This window comes from Streptomyces sp. NPDC041968, from assembly GCF_055589025.1.
On sequence record NZ_JBVJCB010000015.1, the window covers coordinates 19,493 to 43,845 of the forward strand.

Below are 24,353 nucleotides of genomic sequence, written 5' to 3' on the forward strand. Positions count from 1 at the left end.
GGGTGCGACCGGCCGGCGGGGCCGGGCGCGGGGGCCGGGGGGGGGTCGGGGCCGACGGGTCCGCACCTCGCCGTCAGGGGCCGGTGCCGTGGAGGTCGCTGCCGGAACTCACATGCCGTCCACCCTAGCCATCCCGCCGTGGTGTGCAAGGACGTATCAGCGATCACGCCCCCAGCTGACAGAGTGTGCACCGGGTACTGCGCCCGCGGGCGTGAGGCGGGTGAGTGTGGATGTCATGCGCGTACTCATTATCGGAGGTTCACAGTTCGTGGGCCGGGCCTTCGCCGCCGAGGCACTGGCGGCGGGGCACCGGGTCACCACGTTCAACCGGGGTGTCAGCGGCACCGACCTGCCCGGGGTCGAGGCGGTCAGGGGCGACCGGGAGGAGGCCGGTGACCTGGAGCGGCTGGTGACCGGGAGGCACTGGGACGCGGTCGTGGACACCTGCGGTTACGTGCCCCGCACGGTGGGGGCCTCGGCCGCGGCGCTGTCCGGGCACGCGGACACCTACCTCTACGTCTCCAGCATCGCCTGTCTGCCCGACTGGTCGCGGGCAGTCCGCCCGGTGGACGACGACTCACCCGCCTACGACTGCCCGCCGGACGCCGGTCCGGACCACGCCGACGGTGACTACGGCACCCTGAAGGCCGGGTGCGAGCGAGCCGTGGACCGGCACTTCGCGGGCCGGACGCTGCACCTGCGGGCCGGAGTCATCCTCGGGCCGCACGACACCATGCGGATGCTGGACGCCTGGTTGTGGCGCATGCGCCTCGCCGAGGGGGAGCACCGCCGGGTACTGGCCCCGGGCAACCCCGAGGTGGGCATGCGCCTGATCGACGCACGCGATGTCGCCGTCTTCGGCCTCGACTGCCTCGCCGAGGGCCGCACCGGCGCGTACATCGTCAACCCGCCGGAGAAGAACACCACCTTCGGGGAATTGCTCACGGAGTGCGTCAAGGCCACCGGTTCGGCCGCGGAGCCGGTCTGGGTCGACGAGGCGTTCATCGCGGAGCACGGGGTGAGTCCGTGGACGGATCTGCCGATGTGGGTGCCCGACACCGCGCGGGACACCCTGGTGTGGGCGGCCGGGGCACCGCGCGCCCGGGCCGCGGGACTGACCTGCCGGCCCGTCTCCGACACCGTCCGTGACGCCTGGGAGGTGGTCCGGGACCGGCCCGCTCCGGAACTGCCGCTCGCGGTCGGCTGCGGCCTGTCCCTGGCCCGGGAGAAGGAGCTGCTCGCCGCGTGGGACGCTCGCGGCGGTGCGGCGGGCTGACGACGCGGCCCCCGAGGAGGGCGACGCCGCTTCCCGCTCGCGGGGAGCGGTGCTCGTGTGTCCGCCCCGCGTGCCGCGCGTCCCGTGGGCGCCTCGCGCGCACCTACACGGTGAAGGTCTCGGCGCGGGCGACGATCTCGTCGACCAGCCCCGCCTGGCGCAGCGCGGCGTACGACTCGGCGGAGACGTCCTCGGCCCGGATCACCGCGCGGCGGAAGACCGACAGGATGTTCACGAAGTGCCGGTCCACCGGCAGTACGCGCTCCTCCCGGTGGTCCTGGCGGGACAGCCGCAGCACGGGGTGGTGGCTGTCCGGGGTCGTGAAGACGTGGCTCAGGGCGAGCGAGCCGGTGCTGCCGTGCAGCTCGTACGCCGAGCGGTAGCCGTGTTCCATGCCGAAGGCGAGGTGAGCGGCGACTCCTTGAGGAGCGGCCAGCAGGACACTGCCGGAGACGACCACGCCCCGGCGGCGGTCGCGACGCAGCACGGCGCCCGTCAGACGCAGGTCGGGACCGAGGAAGTGCAGGGCCGCCCGCAGCGGGTAGACGCCGTTGTCGAGCAGCGCGCCGCCGCCGATGTCGGGTCGGTAGCGCATGTCGTCGTCGGGGCGCGGCGGGATGGTGAAGGCGGCGGAGAAGGTGCGCAGCTCGCCGATCGTGCCCGCCTCCAACAAGGCCTTGACGGTCGCATGTTGTGAGTGGTGGAGGAACATGAAGTTCTCCATCAGGATCAGTCCGCGCTCCCGCGCCATGGCGAACAGCCGGTGCGCGTCGGCGTGGTTGGCGGCGGCGGGCTTCTCCACGAGGACGTGCTTGCCCGCCCGCAGCGCCGCCGCGGCCCAGTCGGCGTGCAGCATGCTGGGCACCGCGATGTAGACGGCGTCCACGTCGGGGCGTTCCAGCAGGGCCTCGTAGGGCGCGACCGCCTCGCAGTCGAAGTGCTTGCCCAGGGCCTTGGCGCGCTCCGGGTCGCGGCTGCCGACGCAGGTCAGCACGGTGCCGGGGGTGGAGAGCAGGGCGGGCAGGGTGCGACGGCCCGCGATGTCGCCGCAGCCGATCGCTCCGAAGCGCAGCACCGGGGACGCTTCCGGCCGCGGCGGGCCGGGGGCGGCGAACGGTTCAGCAGAAGTACCCAGGGCGGTCATGGATGGTTCCGTCAATCGGTCCGGATGGTCACGGCACAGCGTGGTGAACGGCCGGCGCACACCCACGAGTCGCTTCCGGCAATGGGCGGCCCTGAAGCTACCCGGCGGCGGGACGGGACGGCAAGGCCGATCTGACACAGTGCCGCGCCGAGGGGCCCCGGGTGCCCCGCGGACCCGCTGACCTGACATGACGCCGACCAATCTGTGGACGGGGCGGCGCTCGCCCGGGTTAGGTGAGCGCGGCGCCCGCGGTGACCGCGACGCCGGTCCGAAGCGGCCCTCGGGGCACGCCGTTGGAGAGAGGAGACGCGGGTGACGGACGCGATCACGACCGAGCTGGCCGACCGCGAACTGGGCCGCAGACTGCACCGGATACGCGGCGCCCACTGGTACTTCGGCAACTACGGTGACCCGTACGCGCTCATCCTGCGCGGCCAGTGCGACGACCCGGCGGTGTACGAGGAGCGGGTCCGCGAGGGCGGGCCGTTGTTCCGCAGCCGTACCGGGACGTGGGTGACCGCGGACCCGGAGGTGGCCACGGCCGTGCTGGGCGACTCGCGCTTCGGTGCGCTGGACCGCGCCGGGCGGCGCCCGGAGGAGTACCTGCGGCCGTCGCCCGCCTCGTGCCTCGGGCTGGACCGTGCCGGGTACGTGGGTTTGCGGCGGGTGGCCGAGCCCGTGCTGGGCGCGGACGCCGCCGCCGAGTGGCGTCGGCTCGGCGAGGAGGCCGGGCGCCGGCTGCTCGCCGGGCGCGGTTCCGGCTTCGACCTGGCGGCGGACTTCGCCCGCCGGCTGCCCGCGCTGGTCCTGGCCGCCTGGCTCGGGGTGCCGGACGAACGGCTCGACGCGTGGGAGGAGTCGCTGCGGGCGGCGGGGCCGCTGCTGGACGGTCTGCTGTGCCCGCAGACGCTGGCGGCCACCCGTGCGGCGGACGATGCCGCCGAAGGCCTGCGCGCGCTGCTGGAGGAGGTGGCCGCCGCACGCTCCGGCGAGGGCGCGGTGGCCCGCATGATCGGCGCCGGGGCCGCCCGGGACGACGCGGTGGCCGCCGCCGTGTGCCTGGCGCTCTCGGCCGTCGAGCCGACGGCGACGCTGGTGTGCGAGGCGGTCCGGTCGCTGCTCGACCGGCCCGGGTGGTGGCGGCGGTTGTGCGACTCCCCCGCCCTGGCGCCGGCGGCGGTCCGGCACACCCTGCGGTACGCGCCCCCGGTGCGGCTGGAGAGCCGGGTGGCCCACGAGGACGTGACGGTGGCGGGCCGTGCGCTGCCCGCCGGGAGCCACGTGGTGGTGCTGGTGGGCGCGGCACGGCGCGCGGTCGCCGAGGACGGGGAGCCCGCGGACCTGACGGACGCGCCGGCGGCGGGCCTGCCGGACGACCTGTGGTTCGCGCTGTCCGGGGAGTTCGTCGGACGGACCGCGGAGACCGCGCTGGGCGTGCTGGCCGAGGCCGCCCCGGGACTGCGGCGGGACGGCGACATCGTCCGGTGGCGCCGTTCCCCGGTCCTCGGCAGGTACGCGCGGTTCCCGGTCGCGTACTCCTGACGGGCCCGCGGCCGCTGCCCCCTCAGTCCCCCCACGAAGTCCGATGAAAGGAGTGCCGTGCGCGTCCTGGTGACCTCCATCCCGCACCACACGCACTACTACCACCTGGTGCCGCTGATCTGGGCGCTGCGCGCCTCGGGGCACGAGGTGGTGGCGGCCGGCCAGCCGTCGCTGGTCGACGCCATCACCGCCAGCGGCATCCCGGCGTTCCCCCTGGCCGAGGAGGAGTCGCTGGCGCAGATCTTCGAGGAGGTCGAGGGCGACCTCCAGCCGTACCAGCACGGCATCGACGAGTTCGACTTCCTCGGCACCCTCAAGGACGAGCTGGACTGGGAGAAGCTGCTCGCCCAGCAGGTGATCCTGTCCGGTCTGTGGCTGGAACCGCTCAACGGGGCGACGACCCTCGACAGCATCGTCGGTTTCGCCCGGGCGTGGAAGCCCGACCTGGTGCTCTGGGAACCGTTCACCTACGCGGGGCCGGTGGCGGCCCGGGCGTGCGGGGCCGCGCACGCCCGCGTCCTGTGGGGGCCGGACACGATCGGGCTGCTGCGGACGAAGTTCCTTCAGGCCCAGGCGCTCCAGCCCGAGGAGCACCGCGACGATCCGGTCGCGGAGTGGATGACCTGGGCCCTGGCACGCTACGGGTGCGACTTCCGGGAGGAGGACGTGCTCGGTCAGTGGAGCGTGGACCCGATGGCGGAGGGCGTGAGTCTCGGCCTCGACCTGCCGACGGTCCCGATGCGCTACACCCCGTACAACGGCTCGGCGGTGATTCCCGAGTGGCTGACCGAGGAGCCGAAGCGGCCTCGGGTCTGCCTGACCCTGGGGGTGTCCTCGCGGGAGCACAGTGAGGACGAGGTCCCGGTGCAGAAGTTCGTCGAGGCGCTGGCCGACCTGGACATCGAGCTGGTGGCGACCCTGGACGACGCCCAGCGGGACCTGCTGCCGCGGATCCCGGACAACACGCGGATCGTCGACTTCGTACCCATGGACGCGCTGCTGCCGACGTGCTCGGCGATCATCAACCACAGCGGTTCGGGCACGTGCAACACCGCCGCGCTGCACGGGGTGCCGCAGATCATCCTCGGCGGCATCCTGGACGCCGCGGTGCGGCAGCACATGTTCGCGCAGTCCTCCGCCGCCCTCACCTTCGCCCCGGAGGAGGTGACCGGCGAGGCGCTGCGGAGCGCGCTGGTACGCCTGCTGGAGGAGCCGAAGTTCCGCGACGGCGCGCGGCGGCTGAAGGAGCGGATGCGGGCCATGCCCAGTCCGGCGGGGATCGTCCCGACCCTGGAGCGCCTCACGGCCGAGCACCGCCGGGCGACCTGACCGGGCCCGTGCCGGCCGCCGGCGGTGGCCGCCTTCCCCGACTTTCGCATGTGATCGATCTCGTCGACTCAGCCGTGGACCGGTTCGCCCGTCCGCGCCCGACACTGGAGTGCTGATGCGGGCCCTCTTCACGACCGCGCCGCTCGCGGGCCACCTGCTTCCGCTCGTGCCCACCGCATGGGCCCTGCGGGCGGCCGGCCACGAGGTACTGGTCGCGACCCGGGAGGACTTCGTGCCGGTCGCCCTGCGCTCGGGTCTGCCGTCCGCCTCGTGCGGGCCCCCCGCGGACCTGGCCGGCGCGGTCGGGGCGGGGGCGCTCGCGCGGCCCCGCGGCGAGGCCCGGGGTGTCCTGAGCGGGGCGCTTGCGCGCGTCGCCCGGGGCGGACTGGCCGGGGTGCGCCGGCTGGCGGAGGTGTGGCGGCCGGACCTGATCGTCAGCGAGCGGGCCGAGTACGCCGGGCCGCTGGTCGCGGCGGCCCTCGGCGTGCCGTGGGTCCGCTACCACTGGTCGGTCTCGTCCCTGGAGGAGTACCGGCGCGCGGCCGAGGCCGAGTTCGCGCCCGAGCTGGCCGCGCTCGGCCTCGACCGGTTCCCGGAACCGGCGCGCGTGCTCGACCCGTGGCCGGTGTCGCTGCGCCGGCCGGACGCGGTCGCCCACGACGGCGTCCGGCACATACCGGCCCACGGGGACGTCCCCGTTCCCGACTGGGCGTTCACGCGCGGTCGGGGGCCGCGGATCTGCGTGACGCTCGGCACCATGCTGCCCCGGCACGGCGCGGCCGCGACGGGCGACTTCCTGGCGGAGCTGGTGGCGGAGACGCGCGGGTGGGACTGCGAGCTGCTCGTCGCGGTCGACGACGACGTCGTCGCGCGGTGGCCACCGCTGCCCCCGGCGGTGCGGCACGCCGGCCGGCTGCCGTTGGCGGAGGTGCTGCCCGCGTGCGACGCGGTGGTGCACCACGGCGGACAGGGCACGTCCCTGACCGCGCTGGCCGCGGGTCGGCCGCAGGTCGTCATGCCCCGGCTGGACGACCAGTTCGACAACGCGCGGGCACTGGCGGGGGCGGGTGCGGCCCTGCTCGTACCGCCGTCCCGGGCCACTCCCGCGGCCGTGGCCGCGGGGTGCGCCGAACTGCTGGAGAACGCCCTGTATGCCAAGGCGGCAGCCGGGCTCGCCGAGGAGATGGCGCTGCTGCCGTCGCCGTCGGCGGCGGTCGGACTCCTGGAACACCCGGGGCCCCGGCCGGGCATGCCGCGGAGTTACCCGAACGAGGATGCGGTGTGACGTGAATCTGGAAGTACTCAACCGTTCGAACGATCCGCGCGGGCCGCTGATCACGGTGGTCGGCGCGTCCGGCTTCATCGGCTCGGCCCTGGTCGCCGAGCTGGCGCGCATGCCGGTGCGGCTGCGGGCGGTGGCCCGCCGCGAGACACCCGTCCCGGCGGACGCGCGGGCGGCCGTCGAGGTCCGCCGCGCGGACCTCGCCCGGAGTGGCGAGGTCGGGGCCGCCGTCGAGGGGGCGGACGCCGTCGTGCACCTCGCCGCCCACATCGGCGGGGCGCGGTCGTGGCGCGCGGCCGACGAACGGTCGCGGCGGGTGAACGTCGGCCTGCTGCACGACGTGGCCGACGCGTTCCGGGACCGGCCGGGGCCCGCCCCGGCCGTGGTCCTCGCCAGTACCCTCCAGGCCGGCGCCGACGCCGCCCGGCAGGGCGCGTACGCCCGGCAGAAGGCGGCGGCCGAGGAGGTGCTGCTGCGGGCCGCCTCCGAGGGGGTGGTCCGCGGGGTGGTGCTGCGGCTGCCGACCGTCTACGGCCGCAGCCCGCTGACCGGGTGGACCGGTCGCGGGGTGGTCGCGTCGGTGGCGCGGCAGGCCGTGGCGGGCGAGCCGGTCACGATGTGGCACGACGGCACGGTCGGGCGCGATCTGCTCCATGTGGAGGACGCGGCCCGCGCCTTCGCGGCGGCGCTCGGCCACGTGGTGGGGCTGGAGGGCGGCACGTGGCCCGTCGGCACGGGCCGGCCGGAGCCCCTGGGAGAGGTGTTCTCGGCCGTCGCCGGGCTGGTGGCCGAGCGGACGGGGCGGCCGCCCGTGCCGGTGGTGTCCACGGAGCCGCCCGACCATGCCGAGGCGGGCGACTTCGAGAGCGCGGTCTGCGACCCCTCCGCGTTCCGCGCGGTGACCGGGTGGTCCCCCCTCGTGCCGTTGCGGACGGGGCTCGACGCCGTGGCGGAGACGATGGTGGCCGACGGAGCGAGGGGTGGGATCCGAACGTGAGCACGGACCGGGAGCAGGCCGCGCACACGCGGCTCGGCCGCAGCGCGACCCTGGTGAGCCGGCTCTGGCTGGGCACCGTGAACTTCAGCGGCCGGGTCGAGGACGGCGACGCGATGCAGTTGATGGAGGCGGCGGTCGACCGCGGCATCAACTGCATCGACACGGCGGACATCTACGGCTGGCGGATCCACAAGGGGCACACCGAGGAACTGGTGGGCCGTTGGCTGGCCAAGAGCGCCGCACGGCGGGAGGACGTCCTGCTGGCCACCAAGGTCGGCGGGGACATGAGCGAACGGCTCAACGACGGCGGACTGTCGGCGCGGCACATCGTGACGGCCTGCGAGCAGTCACTGCGGCGCCTGGGCGTGGACCACATCGACCTGTACCAGATGCACCGCGTCGACCATGCCGCCTCCTGGGACGAGATCTGGCAGGCGATGGACCGTCTGGTGGCGAGTGGCAAGGTGACCTACGTGGGGTCGTCGAACTTCGCCGGCTGGAACGTCGCCGCCGCGCAGGACGCGGCCCGGCGGCGCCAGTCCCTCGGTCTGGTCTCCGAGCAGTGCCTGTACAACCTGGCGGTACGCCACGCCGAGCTGGAGCTGCTGCCGGCCGCCCAGGCCTACGGGCTGGGCGTGTTCGCCTGGTCGCCGCTGCACGGCGGGCTGCTCAGCGGGGTGCTGCGCAAGCTCGCGGCGGGCGTCGCGGTGAAGTCGGCGCAGGGGCGGGCCCAGCTGCTGCTGCCCGAGCTGCGCGCGACGATCGAGGCGTACGAGGAGTTCTGCGGCCGGATCAACGCGGATCCGGCCGAGGTCGGTCTGGCCTGGGTGCTGTCCCGGCCGGGGATCAGCGGCGCGGTGATCGGTCCGCGCACGGTGGAACAGCTGGACTCGGCGCTGCGGTCGCTGGACCTGGTCCTCGGTGAGGACGAACTGGCCGAGCTGGACGCCATCTTCCCGCCCCTGGGCAAGGGTGGCCGGGCGCCGGACGCGTGGCTCAGCTGAACGGGGTGCATCGGCCGACGTCCCGCCGGCCGATGCGGCCGGTCACACGACGTCGAGCGCGGGCAGCGGGAAGACCAGTCGGCCGCCGCCGTCGAGGAACTCCCGTTCCCGTTCGACGAATCCGTCCCGGTAGATCCAGGGCAGGACCAGCAGCTGGTCCGGCTTCTGCGCCTTCGCGTCCTGCTCGGACACGATGGGGATGCCCGTCCCGGGGGTGAAACGCCCCGCCTTCTCCTCGCTCACCTCGCCGATGCAGGGCAGGTCCCGCTCGGTGATCCCGCAGTACTGCAGGATGACGTTGCCCTTGGTGGAGGCGCCGTAGCCGAGGGTCAGCCGGCCCTCTTCGCGGGAGCGGTCGAGGAAGCCGCGCAGGGCGTCCCGCTGGTCGGTGACGCGGCGGGCGAAGGCCTCGAAGGGCGCCGTGCCGTCCAGTCCCGCGGCGGCCTCGGCGGCCCGGACGCGGGCCAGGCCCGCCTCGTCCCTCGGGTGCGGGGAGCCGGTCCTGGCGAGGGTGACGCACAGGCTGCCGCCGTACACCTCGGTCAGCTCGGCCCTGATGACGGTGAGGCCGACGCGTTCGGCCATCCACTCGATCTGGCGGAGCGCGTAGTACTCCAGGTGCTCGTGGCAGACGATGTCGTACGCGTCGGCTTCGAGCATCGCGGGCAGGTAGCTCTGCTCCATCATCCAGACGCCGTCCTCGGTGAGGACGTCGCGGACGTCGCTCATGAAGCGCAGCGGATCCGGCAGGTCGTAGAACATGGCGATCGAGGTGACGACCTTCGCGCGGCGCGCCCCGAAGCGGCTCTCGAAGGTCGCGCGGGTGAAGTAGTCGACGATCAACTCGGCGTTCGGCGGGTACAGTTCGCGGAATTTGCCGCCGGTCGGGTCGATGCCGACCAGTTGGGGGCCGTCGGCGGGGTAGCCCTTGAGCAGCGTGGCGTCGTTGCTGCCGATGTCGAGGACCAGGTCGTCCGGGCCGAGGTCCACCAGCCGGCGGACGGCGGCGACCTTGCCGTGCAGGTGGTCGACCATGAAGGGCCGGATGCCCGAGCGGTAGCCGTAACCCTCCCCGTACATGAGGTCCGGGTCGGGGGTGTGGCGCAGTTGGACGAGGCCGCATCCGGCCGGTGAGCACGCGACGAGTTCCAGCGGCACGGACGGTACGACCTGGTCGCGGGTGGCCGGGAACACCCCGGTGAGCGCCTGTTCGCCCAGGTCGAGTACGGACAGCAGCTCCTTGTTGCCGCAGACGCGGCACGCGGTGGCAATCATGGGGTCCTTTCGGGATCCTGGGCGGGGCGCCGCCGGTCCGGGGCCAGGTCGGGAGCTTCCAGACGGAGGGTGTCGGGGGCGGGCCGGGGGGACGGCACCAGGTGCAGGCGGCCGATCGCGCCGGTGGCGACGGAGGCGTCCTGGCAGGGGCAGGGGTCGTCGGTGAAGCCGGCGAAGCGGTAGGCCACTTCCATCATCCGGTTGCGTTCGGTGGCGCGGAAGTCGGCGCCGAGGTGCACCCCGGCCCGGTGCGCCTGGTCCGTCAGCCAGTGCAGGAGCACCGTGCCGGCGCCGAGGGACACCACCCGGCACGAGGTGGCCAGCAGCTTGATCCGCCAGGCCTCGGGGCCGCGCCGCAGCAGCACGACGCCGACCGCGCCGTAGGGGCCGAAGCGGTCGGTCATGGTGGTGACCAGCACCTCGTGGTCGGGGTCGTCGATGAGGGCGCGCAGCTCGTCCTCGGAGTAGTGCACTCCGGTGGCGTTCATCTGGCTGGTGCGCAGGGTGAGTTCCTCGACCCGGGAGAGTTCCAGGGGGGTGGCGCGGCTGATCCGCATCCGGATGTCGAGCGAGCGCAGGAAGTCCGCGTCGGGGCCGGTGAAGTCGGAGCGTTCGGCGTCCCGGCGGAAGGACGCCTGGTACATGGAGCGGCGGCGGGTCGAGTCGACGGTGACGGTGCCGGGGCTGAACTCCGGGAGGCCGGTCAGCAGGGTCGCCTGTTCGGCGGCGTAGGTGCGGACCTCCGGCAGTTCGTGGTTGACCTCGGCCCGTTCGAAGGGCTGGTCGTCGATGAAGGCGACGGTGCCCGGCGCGAAGTTCAGCCGGTCGGCTATCTCGCGGACCGACTTGGACTTCGGGCCCCAGCCGATGCGCGGGAGCACGAAGTACTCGGCGACGCCGAGCTGTTCCAGCTTCGCCCAGGCGTGGTCGTGGTCGTTCTTGCTGGCCACGGCCTGCAGGATGCCGCGCGCGTCCAGCTCGGTGATGATCCGCAGGACCTCCGGGGCGAGCCGGACCTCGTCCTCCTCGAGGAGGGTGCCCTGCCAGAGGGTGTTGTCCAGGTCCCAGACCAGGCATTTGACCGGTTGCTCGGCGGCGTTGTCCCGGTGCACGTCGTTCCCTTCTCTCGCTACGGCGGTCGCGGACCGCGACTCCTCGGCAGGGCGTACTCGGCTCGCGGCCGGCGACGACACGGGCCGGTTCACCCGGCGGCGGACATCACGTGCCGGGCCAGGATCAGTTCGCAGATCTCGTTGCTGCCCTCGATGATCTCCATGAGCTTGGCGTCGCGGTGCGCCCGGGCGACGACGTGTCCGTCCCGCGCCCCGGCCGACGCCAGTACCTGCAGGGCCCGTTCGGCCCCGCGGGCGGCGCCGGTGGCGGCGACGTGCTTGGCCAGGACGGCGGCGACCACCATCTCGGGGCTGCCCTCGTCCCACTGGGCGCTGGCGTGCTCACAGGCCCGGGTGGCGTGCTGTTCGGCGACGAACAGGTCGGCGAGGTGCCGGGCGACGAGCTGGTGGTCCGAGAGCCGGGTGCCGAACTGCTCCCGTCCGCCGGCGTGCCGCGCGGCGGCGGCCAGGCAGCCGCGCAGGATGCCCAGGGAGCCCCAGGCCACCGACATCCGGCCGTAGCTCAGGGCGGTGGTGACCAGCAGGGCGGGTGTGCGGTCGTGGCCCTGGAGCAGGGCGTCGGCCGGCAGCCGGACCCCGTCCAGGTGGATGTCGGCGTGTCCGGCCGCGCGGCAGCCGTGCGCGTCGGTGATGCGCTCGACGCGGACACCCGGGGTCGAGGCGGGCACCACCACGGCACCGGCGCCCCGCTCCGTGCGGCCGAAGACCACCAGCAGGTCCGCGTAGGCGGCGTTGGTCGCCCACACCTTGGCCCCGTCGACGACGATCTCGTCGCCGTCGGTGGTGATGCGGGTCCGCAGGGCGGACAGGTCGCTGCCGGCGCCGGTCTCGGTGAACGCCACGGCGGCCAGCTCACCGCCGGTCAACCGGGGCACCAGGACGGCCTGCTGGGCCGCTCCGGCGAGCCGGCGCAGGGTCCAGGCGGCCATGCCCTGCGAGGTCATGACGCTCCGCAGCGAGCTGCACAGGGCGCCGACGTGCGCGGTGAGTTCGCCGTTGCGCCGGCTGGTCCAGCCGAGGCCGCCGTGGACGGCGGGCGCCTGGGCGCACAGCAGGCCCCGGGAGCCGAGGTCGCGCAGCAGGCCGAGGGGCAGCTCGCCCGTCCGGTCCCAGTCGCCCGCCCGGTCGCCGACCAGGGCGGTGAACAGGTCCTCGGCCTCGGTGCCGTCGGCGTGGGGAATGTCAGCCACCTGTGTGCCCGGTCGCCTCGCCGGGCGCGGCCAGCCGTCCGACCAGCCGGACCATCGCGTCGACGGTGCGGAAGTTGTCGAGCATCAGGTCGGCGCCGCTGATGACGATGGAGTAGGTCTTCTCCAGGTGCACGACGAGCTGCATGGCGAACAGCGAGGACATCCCGCCGACGGCGAACAGGTCCTGGTCGCGCTCCCAGGTGGTCTTGGTGCGGTCCGTGAGGAAGGCGAGCAGTTCCTCGGCGACCTCGTCGGCTGCGGGGGTGGTGCCGGTGGGGTCCGGCCGGCCGGACGTCGTGGTCATCGCGTGGCCTCCTGGTAGTCGTAGAATCCCCGGCCGCTCTTGCGGCCGAGCAGGCCCTGCCGGACCTTGTCCAGCAGCAGTTCGCTCGGGCGGAGCGCCGGGTCGCCGGTCCGTTCGTGCATCACCCGCAGCGAGTCGGCCAGGTTGTCCAGGCCGATCAGGTCGGCCGTGGCCAGGGGTCCGGTGCGGTGGCCGATGCAGTCGCGCATCAGCGCGTCCACGGTCTCCGGGGTGGCCCGGCCCTCGTGCACCACCGCGATGGCGTCGTTCAGCATCCGGTGCAGCAGGCGGCTGGTGACGAAGCCGGCGCCGTCGCCGACGACGATGCCGCGGCGGCCCAGTCCGGCCAGCAGCTCCCGGGTCGCCCGAGCGGCCGCCTCCGAGCTGCGCGGGCCGAGGACCACCTCGACCGTGGGGATCACGTACGCGGGGTTCATGAAGTGCACGCCGACCAGGTCCTCGGGGCGGGGTACGGCGTCGGCCAGCTCGTCGATGGGGACGCCCGAGGTGTTGCTGACGAGCAGCGTCCCGGGGCGCGCCACGGACGCCAGGTCCGCCAGCACCTCGGCCTTCCTCTTGGGGTCCTCGGTGACGGCCTCGATCACGGCGGTCGCGCCGGCGACGGCGGCCGGCGTCTCCTCGACGGTCAGCTCGCCGGGCGGGCGGTCGTGGGGCAGTGCGCCCATCAGCCGGGCCGTACGCAGGTGCAGTGCGACCGCGTCGGCGGCGGACGCGCGCGCCTGCGGGGAGGTGTCGACGAGGGTGACCGGGTGCCCGTGTCCGACGGCGAGTGCCGCGATGGCCGTGCCCATGACGCCCGCGCCGAGTACGACGAGCGGGGAGTTTTCCTTGGAATCGGGCACGGATCCTCCAGAATCCCGGGGGCGGCGGCTGTGCGAAATGCTGTCCCGAATCGCTTCCGCGCTCCATCACCCGGCCGTGACTTTGTCACCTAGGAAGCGGGGCGGGGCCCGGCGGAGGCTATGTCATCTCGGCCTTGTCCGCCCCGGAGTTCCCTCCCTAAAGTGCGCCCGGTGAACGCACGGCGGAATTGGGTCCGCCGTCCGCCAAGGACCCGCGGTTCGAAGGACCTCGACGCATGAAGGGTTTCACGTGGCTCATATCGCATTCTTCATCCTTCCGGTTGCCGGGCATGTGAATCCGACCCTGGGCGTCGCCGAGGAACTGGTCGCGCGCGGCCACCGGGTGACGTTCGCGCTCTCCGAGGACCTGGCCGAGCGGGCCCGGCTGATCGGCGCCGAGGTGGTCACCTATCCGGTGGACCGGCAGCGGTTCCTGGACCAGATGGTGCCTCGCCAGGACGCGGACGAGTACACGGACGAGGACGAGTTCGTACGGGTCCTGGAGTGGCTGCTGGACATGACGGCGCAGACCATGGAACCGCTGGAGCGGCACTTCGCCGAGAACCGTCCCGACGTCGTCGTCAACGACCCGTCGTCGCTGTGGACGGGGCGGCTGCTGGCGGACCGGTGGGGCATCCCGGTCATCCGCAGCACGCCGACCTACGCCGCCAACGAACACTGGTCGCTGCATCCGCCGGTCGACTCGGCCGAGCCACCGGACGACCCCGAGCTGCACAAGCTGCTGGCGCGGATCGAGCGGCTGCTGGAGGAGCAGGGCGTCGAGCACGACCTGGCCGGCTTCACCGATGTCCTGCACGGCGGGCCGGCCCTGCTGTACATGCCCCGCTCCTTCCAGTACGCGGGCGAGACCTTCGACGAGCAGCACCACTTCGTCGGTCCCTGCCCGCCCCGCACCGCGTTCCACGGCGAGTGGAGTCCGGGGGACGAGGACGGCCGGCCGCTGGTGCTGGTGAGTCTCGGAACCCTGTACAACGACCGGCCGGACTTCTTCCGCACCTGTCTGGAGGCGTTCGGCGACGAGCCGTGGAACGTGCTCCTGGTGCTGGGCGGCGGGGTGCCGGCGGCCGACCTGGGCCCGCTGCCCGGCAACGTCCGGGTGACCGACTTCGTGTCGCTGCGCGATGTCCTGCCGCACACGGCGGTGGTGGTGAACCACGGGGGGATGAGCACCGCCATGGAGGTGTTCTCGCACGGTGTGCCGGTGGTGGCGATCCCGGTGATGCCCGAGCCCCGGGCCACCGCGCGGCGGATCGTCGAACTGGGCGTCGGTGACCAGCTGCTGAACTCGGAGCTGACGGCCGGGTCCCTGCGCGCCACGGTACGCCGGGTACTGGCGGACCCCGCGGTCCCAGGGAACCTGCGGAGGCTGCGCGAGCAGATCACGGCGGCCGGCGGGGCGCCCGCGGCGGCCGACGCGATCGAGGGACTGCTGCCCCGGGTGGGCTGAAGCGCCCGCGTCCGACACGCGTCCACCTACCGACCGGCGGGATCGCTCCATGCTCATCACCGAGACAGCAGTGCCCGACGTCTTCCGCATCGATCCGCAGCCGCTGCCGGACCACCGGGGCCGGTTCTACGAGGCGGTGCGCCGCGGCCCGCTGGAGGCCGCCGTCGGGCACGCGGTGGAGATACGGCAGGTCCACTGCACCGTCTCCGGGCGCAACGTGCTGCGCGGTCTCCACGCCACCAGCCTGCCGCCGGGCCAGGCCAAGATCCTCACCTGTGTGCGGGGGGCGGCGCTGACCATGGTGGTCGACATGCGGGTCGGGTCGCCGGGCTTCGGGCGGTACGAGGCGCTGCGGCAGGACGCCGGGGCGGGCACGGCGCTCTACCTGCCGGACGGCATCGGCCTGGGCTATGTGGCCCTCGCGGACGACACCTGCATGAACTACCTGTGCACCGAGGAGTACGTCCCGGGCATGGTCATCGACGTCGACGCGCTGGACCCCGAACTCGGCCTGCCCTGGGAACTGACCGGGAAACCCGTCCGCTCCGCCAGGGACGCGGCGGCGCCGTCCTTGCGGGCGGCCGCTTCCGCGGGAATTCTGCCCACGTACGAGGACTGCTTACGGGTGCGCAAGTCCGTGCCCGCCGCCGGTGATCGCACGGGAATCTGAACGCGATTTCCCGCAGCGCGGGGCGACTCGCCTCCGGCGGGCGGAAAGGGCCGCACCCAAAGGGTGCGGCCCTTTCTTCCTTCCGGTACCGCGGTTCGTCGTGAACGGTGAAAGCGGGCGGCCGATTTCGGCGGCCGTCCGTCCCGGGCACTCCTCCCCCGTCGCGACCGGCACGCCTGCCCGGCCGGCCGCGACGGGGCGGGGTCACACCGCCGTCGCCTCACCGAGGTCGCCGCGCGCGGAGGGCTGCGCGAGCCGCAGGGTGTGGGCGATGGACGCCAGCGTCACGTGCCGGTGCCAGCCCTGGAACGACCGTCCTTCGAAGTCGCGCATGCCCACGCCCACGCTCACCCGGTCGAAGTCGGCGTCGACCTGTTCGGTGAGCATCGCCAGCCGCAGCAGGGCGCCGCGGTCCCAGGACGTGAGGTCGGTCAGCCACAGGTCGGCCGGGCGCCGCCGGTTGCCCCGCCACACCCCCATCAGCACCAGGGTCCGCCTCGGGACCACGCCCGGCAGCACGACGGGGTGCGGGACGACGAGACTGAGGGAGCCCCGCCACTCCACGGGGCGGCTCAGCCGTTTCAGCTGCTCCATCAACTGCTGGGCCGAGGTGGTCCCCGTGTGGTGGTCCACCGGGCCGCGGCCGCTCGCCGAGGCCAGCCGGAGGTTCCCGCCCACCCGCACCATGAAGGGCAGGCCCGCGAGACCGAGCCCCCGCACCAGGCGTGGCAGCACGGCCGCGCGTGCGTCCATCACCACGGGGCGCGCCAAGGCGCGGTTGGCCTGGGCGGCTTCGGCCACCAGGCGGACGATGTTCTCCTCCTCCCCGGGTGTGCCCGGGTGCCGGGCAGCGCCCTCGCCGCTCCGGGCGCCGCCCAGCGTCAGGCGCCAGCTGACCGGGGCGGCCGTCTGGCCCGAGGCCAGCCACAGTCCGTGACTCTGCTGGCAGCTCACCACCCGGCCCAGGTCGGACACGAAGCGCCGGCTCACCCCGACGGAGCGCACACCCGCCTTGGAGACCACCATCGGCGCGATCACCCAGGCGTCGGGGGTCAGCCTGTCGTCCACGTAGCGGGCCAGCGCGGCCCGCACCTCACCCCAGTCCCAGGTCGATCCGGCGACGAAGTGGTGCAGGCTCTGCTCCGCCGCACCCTCTCCGACGAAGGCGGCCAGGTTCCGGGCGGTCTTGCGTCCCTGGGCGGTGAGCAGTCCGCGGATGTACTGCTCCCCCCTTCTGCGCTGGTCCGCGCGGCGGAGCGAACCGAGTAACTCCGCACATGCGTCGGAGACGAGCGAGTCGAAGGTGTGCCCCGCGGTGGGGCCCGAGGGGGGCGCCGCGCCGGCGGGTCGAAGCGTGCGTAAGGTCATAGGAGTCCTCGTGGGGGCCTCGTCATTGCTGCGAGTGGACTGCGACCAGCATCGCCAATGCACCCCGGCCTTCCCCAGGTACACCGGGCACACTCGTTCCGCTTCGCTCCCCGGGCGCCACGCCCCGCGCGCGGAGCACTCCCGCTCCTCGGCGTGGTGGGGGGAAGCCCACCGCACGCACCCCGGCAGGGGTGTCGGGGCACCACAACTCGCCACAGCCTGCAATCATTTGGCCACAGCTGGTGACGATCCCGTCATCGCGCGGCCTCCATGGATGACGGACCGTCAGAAAGACGTCACGCCGCGCACGCCCGTCGCCGCCCCGGCCCCACCCGGCCACCGCCCCTCCCTTTCGACCGTGTGGGCCGACGCCCCTCTTGACGGGCGCGCCTGCGTCGTGGGCGTCCCCGACGAGCGGTGGGGCGAGGCGGTCAAGGCCGTGGTCGTCCCGCACCCCGGCGGGGCCGCCGTGACCGCCGCCGAGCCGGCCGGCTACGAACGCGAGCGCGGCATCACCCCCGCGACCCGCCCCACCCGCGCCGACCTGGAACCGGTCACCACTGAGCGAACCCCGCCCCCCTCCCCTCGTGCGTCCGCACCTCCCGGCCGCCGTACTGGCGGGTCGGATGGCCGGTGACTCCGAGAACCTTCGGGTGGTCGTGCGCGGTCCCCGGGCCGGCCCGCGACCGTCCGACGCCGCCTCAGGCGGGTGAACAACACGATGGGGATCGGGAGCAGCACGATGATGACCGATGACGAGGCCGCCCTCGACGACCCCGTGGGCCGGTCACTCGGCGGCCGACACGCGCACCTCGCCCGCCGGCTCGGCCGGGCCGCCACCTACGTCGCGGACGTGGCGACCTTCTCCGCCGTGCCCGCCGACCCGAGCGCCGAGGCCTGGGCCGACCTCGCCGGGCTGCGCCGCCAACTGATCCTGGCCGACGCCGCCCGCCCCGACCGCGCCCTCGCCCCTTCCCTCACCGAGCCCGGGACCGACGCGGTCGAACTGGGCGCGGACGACGTGCCCGAGATGCTCGGCCCCGTCGCCCGGACCGAGCCGGGCCCCTTCCGGCCCCGCACCCACGAACCCGGCACCTACCTCGGTGTCCGGGCCGGCGGCACGCTGGTCGCCATGGCGGGAGAGCGCCTGCGACCCCCGGGCTGCTCGCCGCACGTCGCCGAGACCAACACCGGCGCGATCGCGCTGTACGAACGCCTGGGCTTCCGGACCCGCGGACCGGTGACCTTCCGAGGCTTTCGCACCCCTCCCCCGGCTTTCGCGTGAAGGTGGGACAAGACGCCACCTTCGCGACAGTGTTTAGGAAAAGTTAAGTAAAGAATTGGGCGGACGGATTGCCAAGGACGGCAACCCATTGACGCGCCCCGGCGCAGCGGCCACATTGGCGGCACATATCGAGTTCACCCCCAAGAGCTTGGACGCCCATGAGAGCAATTCGACATTCCGCCCGCCTCGCCGTGGCCTTCACGACCGTTGCCGCGACCCTCCTTCTCGGGCCGGCGACACAATCCGCCCAAGCATTTCCCCCGACCCCGAAGCAGACGGTACTGAACCACCTCCGCTCCCTTTCCGGAAATCACATCGTATCCGGACAGCACAACAAGGAACCCGCTTCCGCTCCGGGTCAGTACACCCAGCAGGTCAAGGACGTCACCGGGCAGTACCCCGGCCTGTGGGGCGGTGACCTGATGTTCGCCGCGGCGGACGTGGCCGGCCGCCAGCGCGTCGTCGACCAGGCCAGGACCGAGTGGGCGAACGGCTCCCTGGTCTCGCTCACCTGGCACGTCTGTCCGCCGACCGGCGGCAGCACCTGCGCGTTCGAGGGCGGCGTCAAGTCCAACCTGACCAACGCCCAGTTCGCGCAGGTCCTGACGCAGGGCAGTGCCCTGAACAACGCCTGGAAGCGGCGCCTCGACGAGGTCGTCCCCTACCTCCAGCAGCTGGAGAACGCGGGCGTCCCGGTCCTCTTCCGGCCGCTGCACGAGATGAACGAGGCCTGGAACTGGTGGGGGAACCGGCCCGGCGCGAACGGCAGCGCGCGCCTCTACCAGATCACCCGCGATTACCTCGCCGGGACGAAAGGGCTGGACAATCTGATCTGGGTCTGGAACGTCCAGGACAATCCGGCGGGAAACTGGAGCAGCTACTATCCGGGAGACCAGTACGTGGATGTCGTGTCGCTGGACGTCTGGTACAAGAACCACCCGAGTTCCGCCGACTACCAGCAGATGCGGAGTATCGCGGGAACAAAACCCATGGCGCTCGCGGAGCTGGGTAAAATGCCGACCGCCGCACTGCTGGACAGTCAGACGCGGTGGACATGGTTCATGATGTGGTCCGAGCATCTGCGCGGGAACAATTCCAACGCCGAAATTCAGGCGGCGTATTTCCACCCGCGTGTGCTGAACCAGGGCGAGGTCACCCTGCCCTGACCCTCCCCCGTGCCGGTCCCCGCACGGAGTCCGGCACGAGGCCGGTCAGCCGCCCCGCCCTGCGCGGGGCGGCTGCGCGCGGGCCACGTGCCGTCGGCGGGCCCGCCCCGCCCCCGGTCGCCGGGCACGGGCACCATGCGGCCGGGACGCCGCGACCGGCGCACACTGGAAGGCGTGACGGAGGCGGATCGGCAGCTCGTTCAGCGGCTGGAGCAGGCCATCAGGGACCTGCTGGAGCAACGGGCGGCCACGGCCTCCATCTGTCCGTCCGACGCCGCGCGCCGGGTCCACGAGGGTGACGACGACGGCTGGCGAGCCCTGATGGAGCCCGCCCGCCGGGCGGCCTGGCGTCTGGTGGCGGCCGGCGAGGTCGAGGTGAACGCAGGCCGGCCGACCCGTCACGGAGACCGAGGCCCGCGGGCCGGTACGCATCCGTCGGGCGGGTTCCTAGCGGCCCTGTCCGAAGGCGCGGACGCCCGGGGCGAGCGTCCGCGCGGGCCGGTGCCGGGAGGTCAGCGCCGCAGGGTGAGCACGCCCGGCCGCCACGGCAGCTGGTCGTAGGGCCCGCCCGCGGTCGGGGACTTGCCCTGGTAGAGGAACTGCAGGTTGCAGGGGTCGATGGTCATGGTCTGGTCGGGATTGTCGCGGACCAGGTCACCGTGGCTGATGTCGTTGGTCCAGGTGGCCCCGCTGTTGGCCCTGCCCGCGAAGGGGTTGCTCTCGCTCGCGGCCTGCGGGGTCCACGAGCCGCTCAGGCTGGAGGCCGTGAAGGAGCGGAAGTAGCGACCGTTCGCGCCCATCGCCTCGACGATCATGAGGTACTGGTTCTGGCCCTGGACCTTGTAGACCTGTACGCCCTCGAACAGGTTGGCCTTGGTGTCACTCATGATCGTCGTGTACGAGGAGCCGAAGTTGCCCGGGAAGTTCCCGATCGGCATGCTCGCGCGGTAGATCTTGCCGTTGTCCCCGGCGAAGAACAGGTACATGTTCTGTCCGTCGGCGATCAGGGTCTGGTCGATCGGGCCGGTGTCGGAGCCGGAGATGCTCCCGGTGAACAGCGGCTGCGGGGCGGACCAGCCGTTGGGGTTGGCGGGATCGCTGGACGTGCGGTAGACGAAGGGCGACGCACCCCACTGGTAGGCCAGCACCCAGATGTTCCTGGGCGCGAAGTAGAACAGGGTGGGTGCCACCGCGGCCTGGCTCATCCCCCTCTGGCCGGCCGACGCCATGTCCGGCCAGTTCGTGAAGGGGTCGAACATCATCGAGCCGTAGGACGACCCCGACACGTTCGACGCGTAGACCAGGCGCTTGCCGTTGTGGGTCACGGCGGTGAAGTCCTTGACCGCCGCCCATCCGTTCGCCGGCTGCGCCAGTACACCCGTCGAGGTCCACCGGTACGTCGACGGCAGGGGGCACACCCCGTCGGTCGGCGGCGTCGCGGTCAGACCGGACCACTTCTGGCCGGCGCCACCGCCGCACGTCCCGATCCGGACCGCCGTGCCGTTGGCCGTGCCGGCGCCCGCGACCTCCAGGCACAGCCCGGACTCCACGCCGACGACCGTGCCGTCCGGGTTCACCCGCCACTGCTGGTTCGCACCGCCGGAACAGCTCCAGATCTGCACCCGCGTCCCGGGCGCCGTGGAGTGACCCGGAACGTCCAGGCACTTGTCGCCGTACACGGTCAGCTGCCGGCTGTCCGTCAGCGTCCACTGCTGGTTGGCCCCGCCCCAGCAGTCGTACACCTGCACGTACGTGCCGTCGGTCCGGACGGCACCGGGCACATCGAGGCACCGGCCCGAACCGACACCGCGCAGGGCTCCGGTGGCGGCCGCCTGCGCCGGGGTGACGACGAGCAGCGCCGCCAGCACCGCGACGGCGGCGACCACGGCGGCGAGCAGCGCGGACGGGCGCCCGCGGGTGGGACTTACTCTGCGCATGGGGACTTCCTCTACCGTGAGGGGACGATGCGGAACGTTCGGAATATCGAACGAGAGCCGGAATATCGAGCAGGCTGAATGCTAGAGAGCCGAGGACGGGCGTCAACCCCTCTCGCACCTATCGCTTCAGGAAGCGAAACATTCAAGCCGGTGCCGCGACATAAGGTCCCCCGCTCGCCACCTCAAGCCCTCGGTAGAGCGCGAAAACTGAGGCACCCCTGGAGTCAGGGCGTCTCGAAAGTTTCGAAGAAGGAACAGAAACATTTTCTGCGTCGAGTATTGACGATGCTCGGTCAACACCCAATCCTGCGCTTCAGTCCTTCCGTGATTTCGACCTTGGAGGCACAGTGATGGGCTCCTACGCCCTCCCCAGACCCGGCATCCGCCGACAGATCCGCGGCCTGCTGCTGGCGGTGCTCGTCGGCATCCTCGGTGTCGCCACCGCGCTGGTCGCACCGTCGACCGCACAGGCCGCCGAGAGCACGCTCGGCGCCGCGGCGGCGCAGAGCGGCCGCTACTTCGGTACCGCCATCGCCTCGGGCAAGCTGAACGACTCGACGTACACGACGATCGCGAACCGTGAGTTCAACTCGGTGACGGCCGAGAACGAGATGAAGATCGACGCCACCGAACCGCAGCGGGGGCAGTTCAACTTCGCCGCCGCCGACCGCGTCTACAACTGGGCGGTGCAGAACGGCAAGCAGGTGCGCGGCCACACCCTGGCCTGGCACTCCCAGCAGCCCGGCTGGATGCAGAGCCTCAGCGGCAGCGCACTGCGCCAGGCGATGATCGACCACATCAACGGCGTGATGGCCCACTACAAGGGCAAGATCGCCCAGTGGGACGTCGTGAACGAGGCGTTCGCCGACGGCAGTTCGGGGGCCCGGCGGGACTCCAACCTGCAACGCTCCGGCAACGACTGGATCGAGGTCGCCTTCCGCACCGCACGCGCCGCCGACCCGGCGGCCAAGCTCTGCTACAACGACTACAACGTCGAGGACTGGACCTGGGCCAAGACCCAGGCGATGTACGCGATGGTCCGGGACTTCAAGCAGCGGGGCGTGCCGATCGACTGTGTCGGCTTCCAGGCGCACTTCAACAGCGGCAGCCCCTACAACGCCAACTTCCGTACCACCCTGCAGAACTTCGCGGCCCTCGGTGTCGACGTCGCCATCACCGAACTCGACATCCAGGGCGCGTCGGCCTCGACCTACGCCAACGTGACCAACGACTGCCTGGCCGTCCCGCGCTGCCTCGGCATCACCGTCTGGGGGGTGCGCGACACCGACTCCTGGCGAGCGGAGCAGACGCCGCTGCTGTTCAACGGCGACGGCAGCAAGAAGCCCGCCTACACCGCCGTCCTCAACGCACTCAACGGCGGCTCCACCACGCCCCCCACGGGCTCCGGGCAGATCAAGGGCGTCGGTTCCGGCCGCTGCCTGGACGCGCCCGGCACCACCGACGGCACACAGGTCCGCCTGTGGGACTGCAACAGCGGCACCGGCCAGCAATGGACCTACACCGACGCGGGCGAGCTGAGAATCCAGGGCAACAAGTGCCTGGACGCCGCCGGCACCGGCAACGGCGTGAAGGTGCAGGTCTACAGCTGCTGGGGCGGCGACAACCAGAAGTGGCGCCTCAACTCCGACGGATCCATCGTCGGCGTCCAGTCCGGCCGCTGCCTCGACGCCGTGGCGGCCGGCACCGCGAACGGCACCCTGATCCAGCTGTACTCCTGCTCGAACGGCAGCAACCAGCGCTGGACCCGCACCTGACGGGACCCGCCACGATGACGGCCTACGAGGCGGCTCCGCCCGCCCCACCGGGAGGACATGACTGACGACCCCGGGCCGCCGCCGTACCGGCGGCGGCCCTCGCCACGCGGCTCGTGCCTGGAGTGCGTGGCGATTCTGGAGCCTGCGGGCAAGGGGTCCTGATCAGGGCTCTTGGTGTCCGGGGCGGGTTGCTCGACCTGTCTTCCCGCGGTTCAACGGCGTCCGTGCCGACGCTGTCCCGCCGCCCGTCTCCGTGGCCGGCCCGTTCGTCGAGGAAGTCGTGCAGGACCAGGTTGACGTACCGGTCATCGCCGGGTGCCTGGGGTATGTTTCCCCGTTTCCTGAGCCCCGAGACAGCGGTCGTGAGGGAGGAACGCGGCCTCGCATAACACCAGGTCAGGAGCCGTTTTCTGCTCCGCCGGAGGGCCCTTCGTGCGCACGGAGCGTCAAACGGGCGTCACGCCCAGGGGCCGGCGTCCTGGTCGGTCGTTGCTGGGGATTTCATGACCCCTGCCAGTACAGCCAGCCGCTTGGCCTCCACGGCCCAGCGGCCAGACCGCCCGATGAGCGAAGTGGTCAGTTGTCGGTCTTCTTCTTCGAGCGCCGAGGGGCGGCGGCCTGGGTGGGGCGAGCGCCTGCCTCGATCTGCTGGGCGTACACGGCGTTCGTCACGAGCTCGCGCGCGTATGCGGCGTCCAGTCGGCCAGGGCGGAAGAGGATGCGGTACATGATCGGCGCCACGACACGGTCGATCAGCAGTTCCGTCTCGGGCACCGGCTCCCCCCGCTGCGCCGCACGGGCCAACACGACGTCGATCTGCTCTGCGGCATACGCCGAACACTGACCGGCATTGGTTCCGTCGGGGTCGCCGAGCAGGGCATCCCGGATGTAGGCGCGCCCGGGCGGCGAGGCCATCTCGTCGACGAACTGTTCCGCCCACGCGTCGAGATCGGCCCGCAGGCTTCCGAGATCGGCCGGATCCGTTTCCGGGCGCAGTCGTTCGACGGCCACGTCGGACAGGAGTTCCTGCAGGTCGCCCCAACGACGGTAGATCGTGGAGGGAGTCACGCCCGCCCGAGTGGCCACCATCGGGACCGTGAGCGCGTCGCGGCCCACCTCCCCTACGAGTTCACGTACCGCCGCATGGACGGACTCCTGTACGCGTGCGCTGCGCCCGCCGGGGCGGACCATGGGCTTGGGACTCATGCGATCCACCTTAATGCGATTTTGTTGCTTCTAGGCGGTGGCCGGCGTCGGCGACCCGCGGGGCTACGTGTCCGGGCGCCCGAGCACGGCGGACGCCCCCGCAGCGACGCGACCACATGCCGGCTGGAACGTCCGCCTC

At 72.6% G+C, this 24,353-nt stretch carries 21 protein-coding genes and 1 pseudogene; 13 read left to right on the forward strand and 9 right to left on the reverse strand.

The features are described from left to right. Positions 1-235 precede the first annotated feature (235 nt). Positions 236-1,276: an NAD-dependent epimerase/dehydratase family protein gene (locus ACZ6EG_RS29975; protein WP_391972197.1), complete on the forward strand. Its 1,041-nt coding sequence runs from the start codon at positions 236-238 to the stop codon at positions 1,274-1,276. Between the two features lie 103 nt (positions 1,277-1,379). Here ACZ6EG_RS29975 and ACZ6EG_RS29980 read toward each other — a convergent pair whose 3' ends face one another. After that, on the reverse strand, positions 1,380-2,420 hold the full coding sequence (locus ACZ6EG_RS29980; protein ID WP_391972196.1) for a Gfo/Idh/MocA family protein: 1,041 nt from the start codon (positions 2,418-2,420) through the stop codon (positions 1,380-1,382). A gap of 312 nt (positions 2,421-2,732) precedes the next feature. Here ACZ6EG_RS29980 and ACZ6EG_RS29985 point away from each other — a divergent pair, with 312 nt between their 5' ends. The 5 genes from ACZ6EG_RS29985 (at position 2,733) to ACZ6EG_RS30005 (ending at position 8,574) form a co-directional block, all read left to right on the forward strand. Continuing rightward, positions 2,733-3,962: a cytochrome P450 family protein gene (locus ACZ6EG_RS29985; RefSeq protein WP_469609193.1), complete on the forward strand. Its 1,230-nt coding sequence runs from the start codon at positions 2,733-2,735 to the stop codon at positions 3,960-3,962. Between the two features lie 57 nt (positions 3,963-4,019). Continuing rightward, entirely contained in the window at positions 4,020-5,291 is a 1,272-nt protein-coding gene (locus ACZ6EG_RS29990; protein ID WP_391972194.1) for an activator-dependent family glycosyltransferase, read from the forward strand. 115 nt (positions 5,292-5,406) lie between these two features. Beyond that, on the forward strand, positions 5,407-6,576 hold the full coding sequence (locus tag ACZ6EG_RS29995) for a nucleotide disphospho-sugar-binding domain-containing protein (protein WP_469609197.1): 1,170 nt from the start codon (positions 5,407-5,409) through the stop codon (positions 6,574-6,576). A gap of 1 nt (position 6,577) precedes the next feature. Further along, entirely contained in the window at positions 6,578-7,570 is a 993-nt protein-coding gene (locus ACZ6EG_RS30000) for an NAD-dependent epimerase/dehydratase family protein (protein WP_391972192.1), read from the forward strand. After that, positions 7,567-8,574 carry an aldo/keto reductase gene (locus tag ACZ6EG_RS30005; protein WP_391972191.1) on the forward strand — a complete coding sequence of 336 codons (1,008 nt, stop codon included), beginning with the start codon at positions 7,567-7,569 and terminating at the stop codon, positions 8,572-8,574. Before ACZ6EG_RS30000 ends, ACZ6EG_RS30005 begins: the two co-directional genes overlap by 4 nt. A gap of 42 nt (positions 8,575-8,616) precedes the next feature. Here the strand turns inward: ACZ6EG_RS30005 and ACZ6EG_RS30010 are convergent, their stop codons facing one another. The 5 genes from ACZ6EG_RS30010 to ACZ6EG_RS30030 form a co-directional block, all read right to left on the reverse strand. Beyond that, on the reverse strand, positions 8,617-9,849 hold the full coding sequence (locus ACZ6EG_RS30010) for a class I SAM-dependent methyltransferase (protein WP_391972190.1): 1,233 nt from the start codon (positions 9,847-9,849) through the stop codon (positions 8,617-8,619). Further along, on the reverse strand, positions 9,846-10,961 hold the full coding sequence (locus ACZ6EG_RS30015; protein ID WP_469609203.1) for an HAD-IIIC family phosphatase: 1,116 nt from the start codon (positions 10,959-10,961) through the stop codon (positions 9,846-9,848). The genes ACZ6EG_RS30010 and ACZ6EG_RS30015 overlap by 4 nt, the downstream gene beginning before the upstream one ends. A gap of 89 nt (positions 10,962-11,050) precedes the next feature. Continuing rightward, positions 11,051-12,172 (reverse strand): acyl-CoA dehydrogenase family protein, encoded by a 1,122-nt coding sequence (locus ACZ6EG_RS30020; protein ID WP_469609206.1) that lies wholly within the window; start codon positions 12,170-12,172, stop codon positions 11,051-11,053. Continuing rightward, positions 12,165-12,476 carry an acyl carrier protein gene (locus ACZ6EG_RS30025; protein ID WP_391972187.1) on the reverse strand — a complete coding sequence of 104 codons (312 nt, stop codon included), beginning with the start codon at positions 12,474-12,476 and terminating at the stop codon, positions 12,165-12,167. Before ACZ6EG_RS30025 ends, ACZ6EG_RS30020 begins: the two co-directional genes overlap by 8 nt. Further along, positions 12,473-13,339 (reverse strand): 3-hydroxyacyl-CoA dehydrogenase family protein, encoded by an 867-nt coding sequence (locus tag ACZ6EG_RS30030; RefSeq protein ID WP_469609210.1) that lies wholly within the window; start codon positions 13,337-13,339, stop codon positions 12,473-12,475. The genes ACZ6EG_RS30025 and ACZ6EG_RS30030 overlap by 4 nt, the downstream gene beginning before the upstream one ends. 250 nt (positions 13,340-13,589) lie before the next feature. On the opposite strand from ACZ6EG_RS30030, the gene ACZ6EG_RS30035 reads away from it, so the two are divergent. Further along, positions 13,590-14,807, forward strand: coding sequence for a macrolide family glycosyltransferase (locus ACZ6EG_RS30035; protein WP_469609213.1), 1,218 nt, complete (start codon positions 13,590-13,592; stop codon positions 14,805-14,807). A gap of 49 nt (positions 14,808-14,856) precedes the next feature. Further along, positions 14,857-15,477 carry a dTDP-4-dehydrorhamnose 3,5-epimerase family protein gene (locus ACZ6EG_RS30040; RefSeq protein ID WP_391972184.1) on the forward strand — a complete coding sequence of 207 codons (621 nt, stop codon included), beginning with the start codon at positions 14,857-14,859 and terminating at the stop codon, positions 15,475-15,477. A gap of 204 nt (positions 15,478-15,681) precedes the next feature. On the opposite strand, the gene ACZ6EG_RS30045 is transcribed toward ACZ6EG_RS30040, so the two are convergent. Then, positions 15,682-16,845, reverse strand: a complete 1,164-nt coding sequence (locus ACZ6EG_RS30045) for an IS701 family transposase (protein ID WP_469609218.1) — start codon at positions 16,843-16,845, stop codon at positions 15,682-15,684. A gap of 274 nt (positions 16,846-17,119) precedes the next feature. On the opposite strand from ACZ6EG_RS30045, the gene ACZ6EG_RS30050 reads away from it, so the two are divergent. The 4 genes and pseudogenes from ACZ6EG_RS30050 (at position 17,120) to ACZ6EG_RS30065 (ending at position 19,747) form a co-directional block, all read left to right on the forward strand. After that, entirely contained in the window at positions 17,120-17,482 is a 363-nt protein-coding gene (locus tag ACZ6EG_RS30050) for an AMP-binding enzyme (RefSeq protein ID WP_391972182.1), read from the forward strand. A gap of 108 nt (positions 17,483-17,590) precedes the next feature. Then, on the forward strand, positions 17,591-18,130 hold the full coding sequence (locus tag ACZ6EG_RS30055; protein WP_469609406.1) for a GNAT family N-acetyltransferase: 540 nt from the start codon (positions 17,591-17,593) through the stop codon (positions 18,128-18,130). Between the two features lie 191 nt (positions 18,131-18,321). Next, the gene (locus ACZ6EG_RS30060; protein ID WP_391972180.1) at positions 18,322-19,296 is read left to right on the forward strand and encodes a glycosyl hydrolase; all 975 of its coding nucleotides are present in this window, start codon (positions 18,322-18,324) and stop codon (positions 19,294-19,296) included. Positions 19,297-19,470: 174 nt separating this feature from the next. Then, a pseudogene (locus ACZ6EG_RS30065) lies at positions 19,471-19,747 on the forward strand (DUF3253 domain-containing protein). 61 nt (positions 19,748-19,808) lie between these two features. Here the strand turns inward: ACZ6EG_RS30065 and ACZ6EG_RS30070 are convergent. After that, positions 19,809-21,233 carry a non-reducing end alpha-L-arabinofuranosidase family hydrolase gene (locus tag ACZ6EG_RS30070; protein ID WP_391972178.1) on the reverse strand — a complete coding sequence of 475 codons (1,425 nt, stop codon included), beginning with the start codon at positions 21,231-21,233 and terminating at the stop codon, positions 19,809-19,811. 350 nt (positions 21,234-21,583) lie between these two features. Here ACZ6EG_RS30070 and ACZ6EG_RS30075 point away from each other — a divergent pair, with 350 nt between their 5' ends. Next, positions 21,584-23,008: an endo-1,4-beta-xylanase gene (locus ACZ6EG_RS30075; protein WP_469609223.1), complete on the forward strand. Its 1,425-nt coding sequence runs from the start codon at positions 21,584-21,586 to the stop codon at positions 23,006-23,008. 576 nt (positions 23,009-23,584) lie between these two features. On the opposite strand, the gene ACZ6EG_RS30080 is transcribed toward ACZ6EG_RS30075, so the two are convergent. Further along, a complete protein-coding gene (locus ACZ6EG_RS30080) occupies positions 23,585-24,214 on the reverse strand; it encodes a TetR/AcrR family transcriptional regulator (protein ID WP_391972176.1) in 630 nt (209 codons plus the stop codon). Between the last annotated feature and the right edge of the window lie 139 nt (positions 24,215-24,353).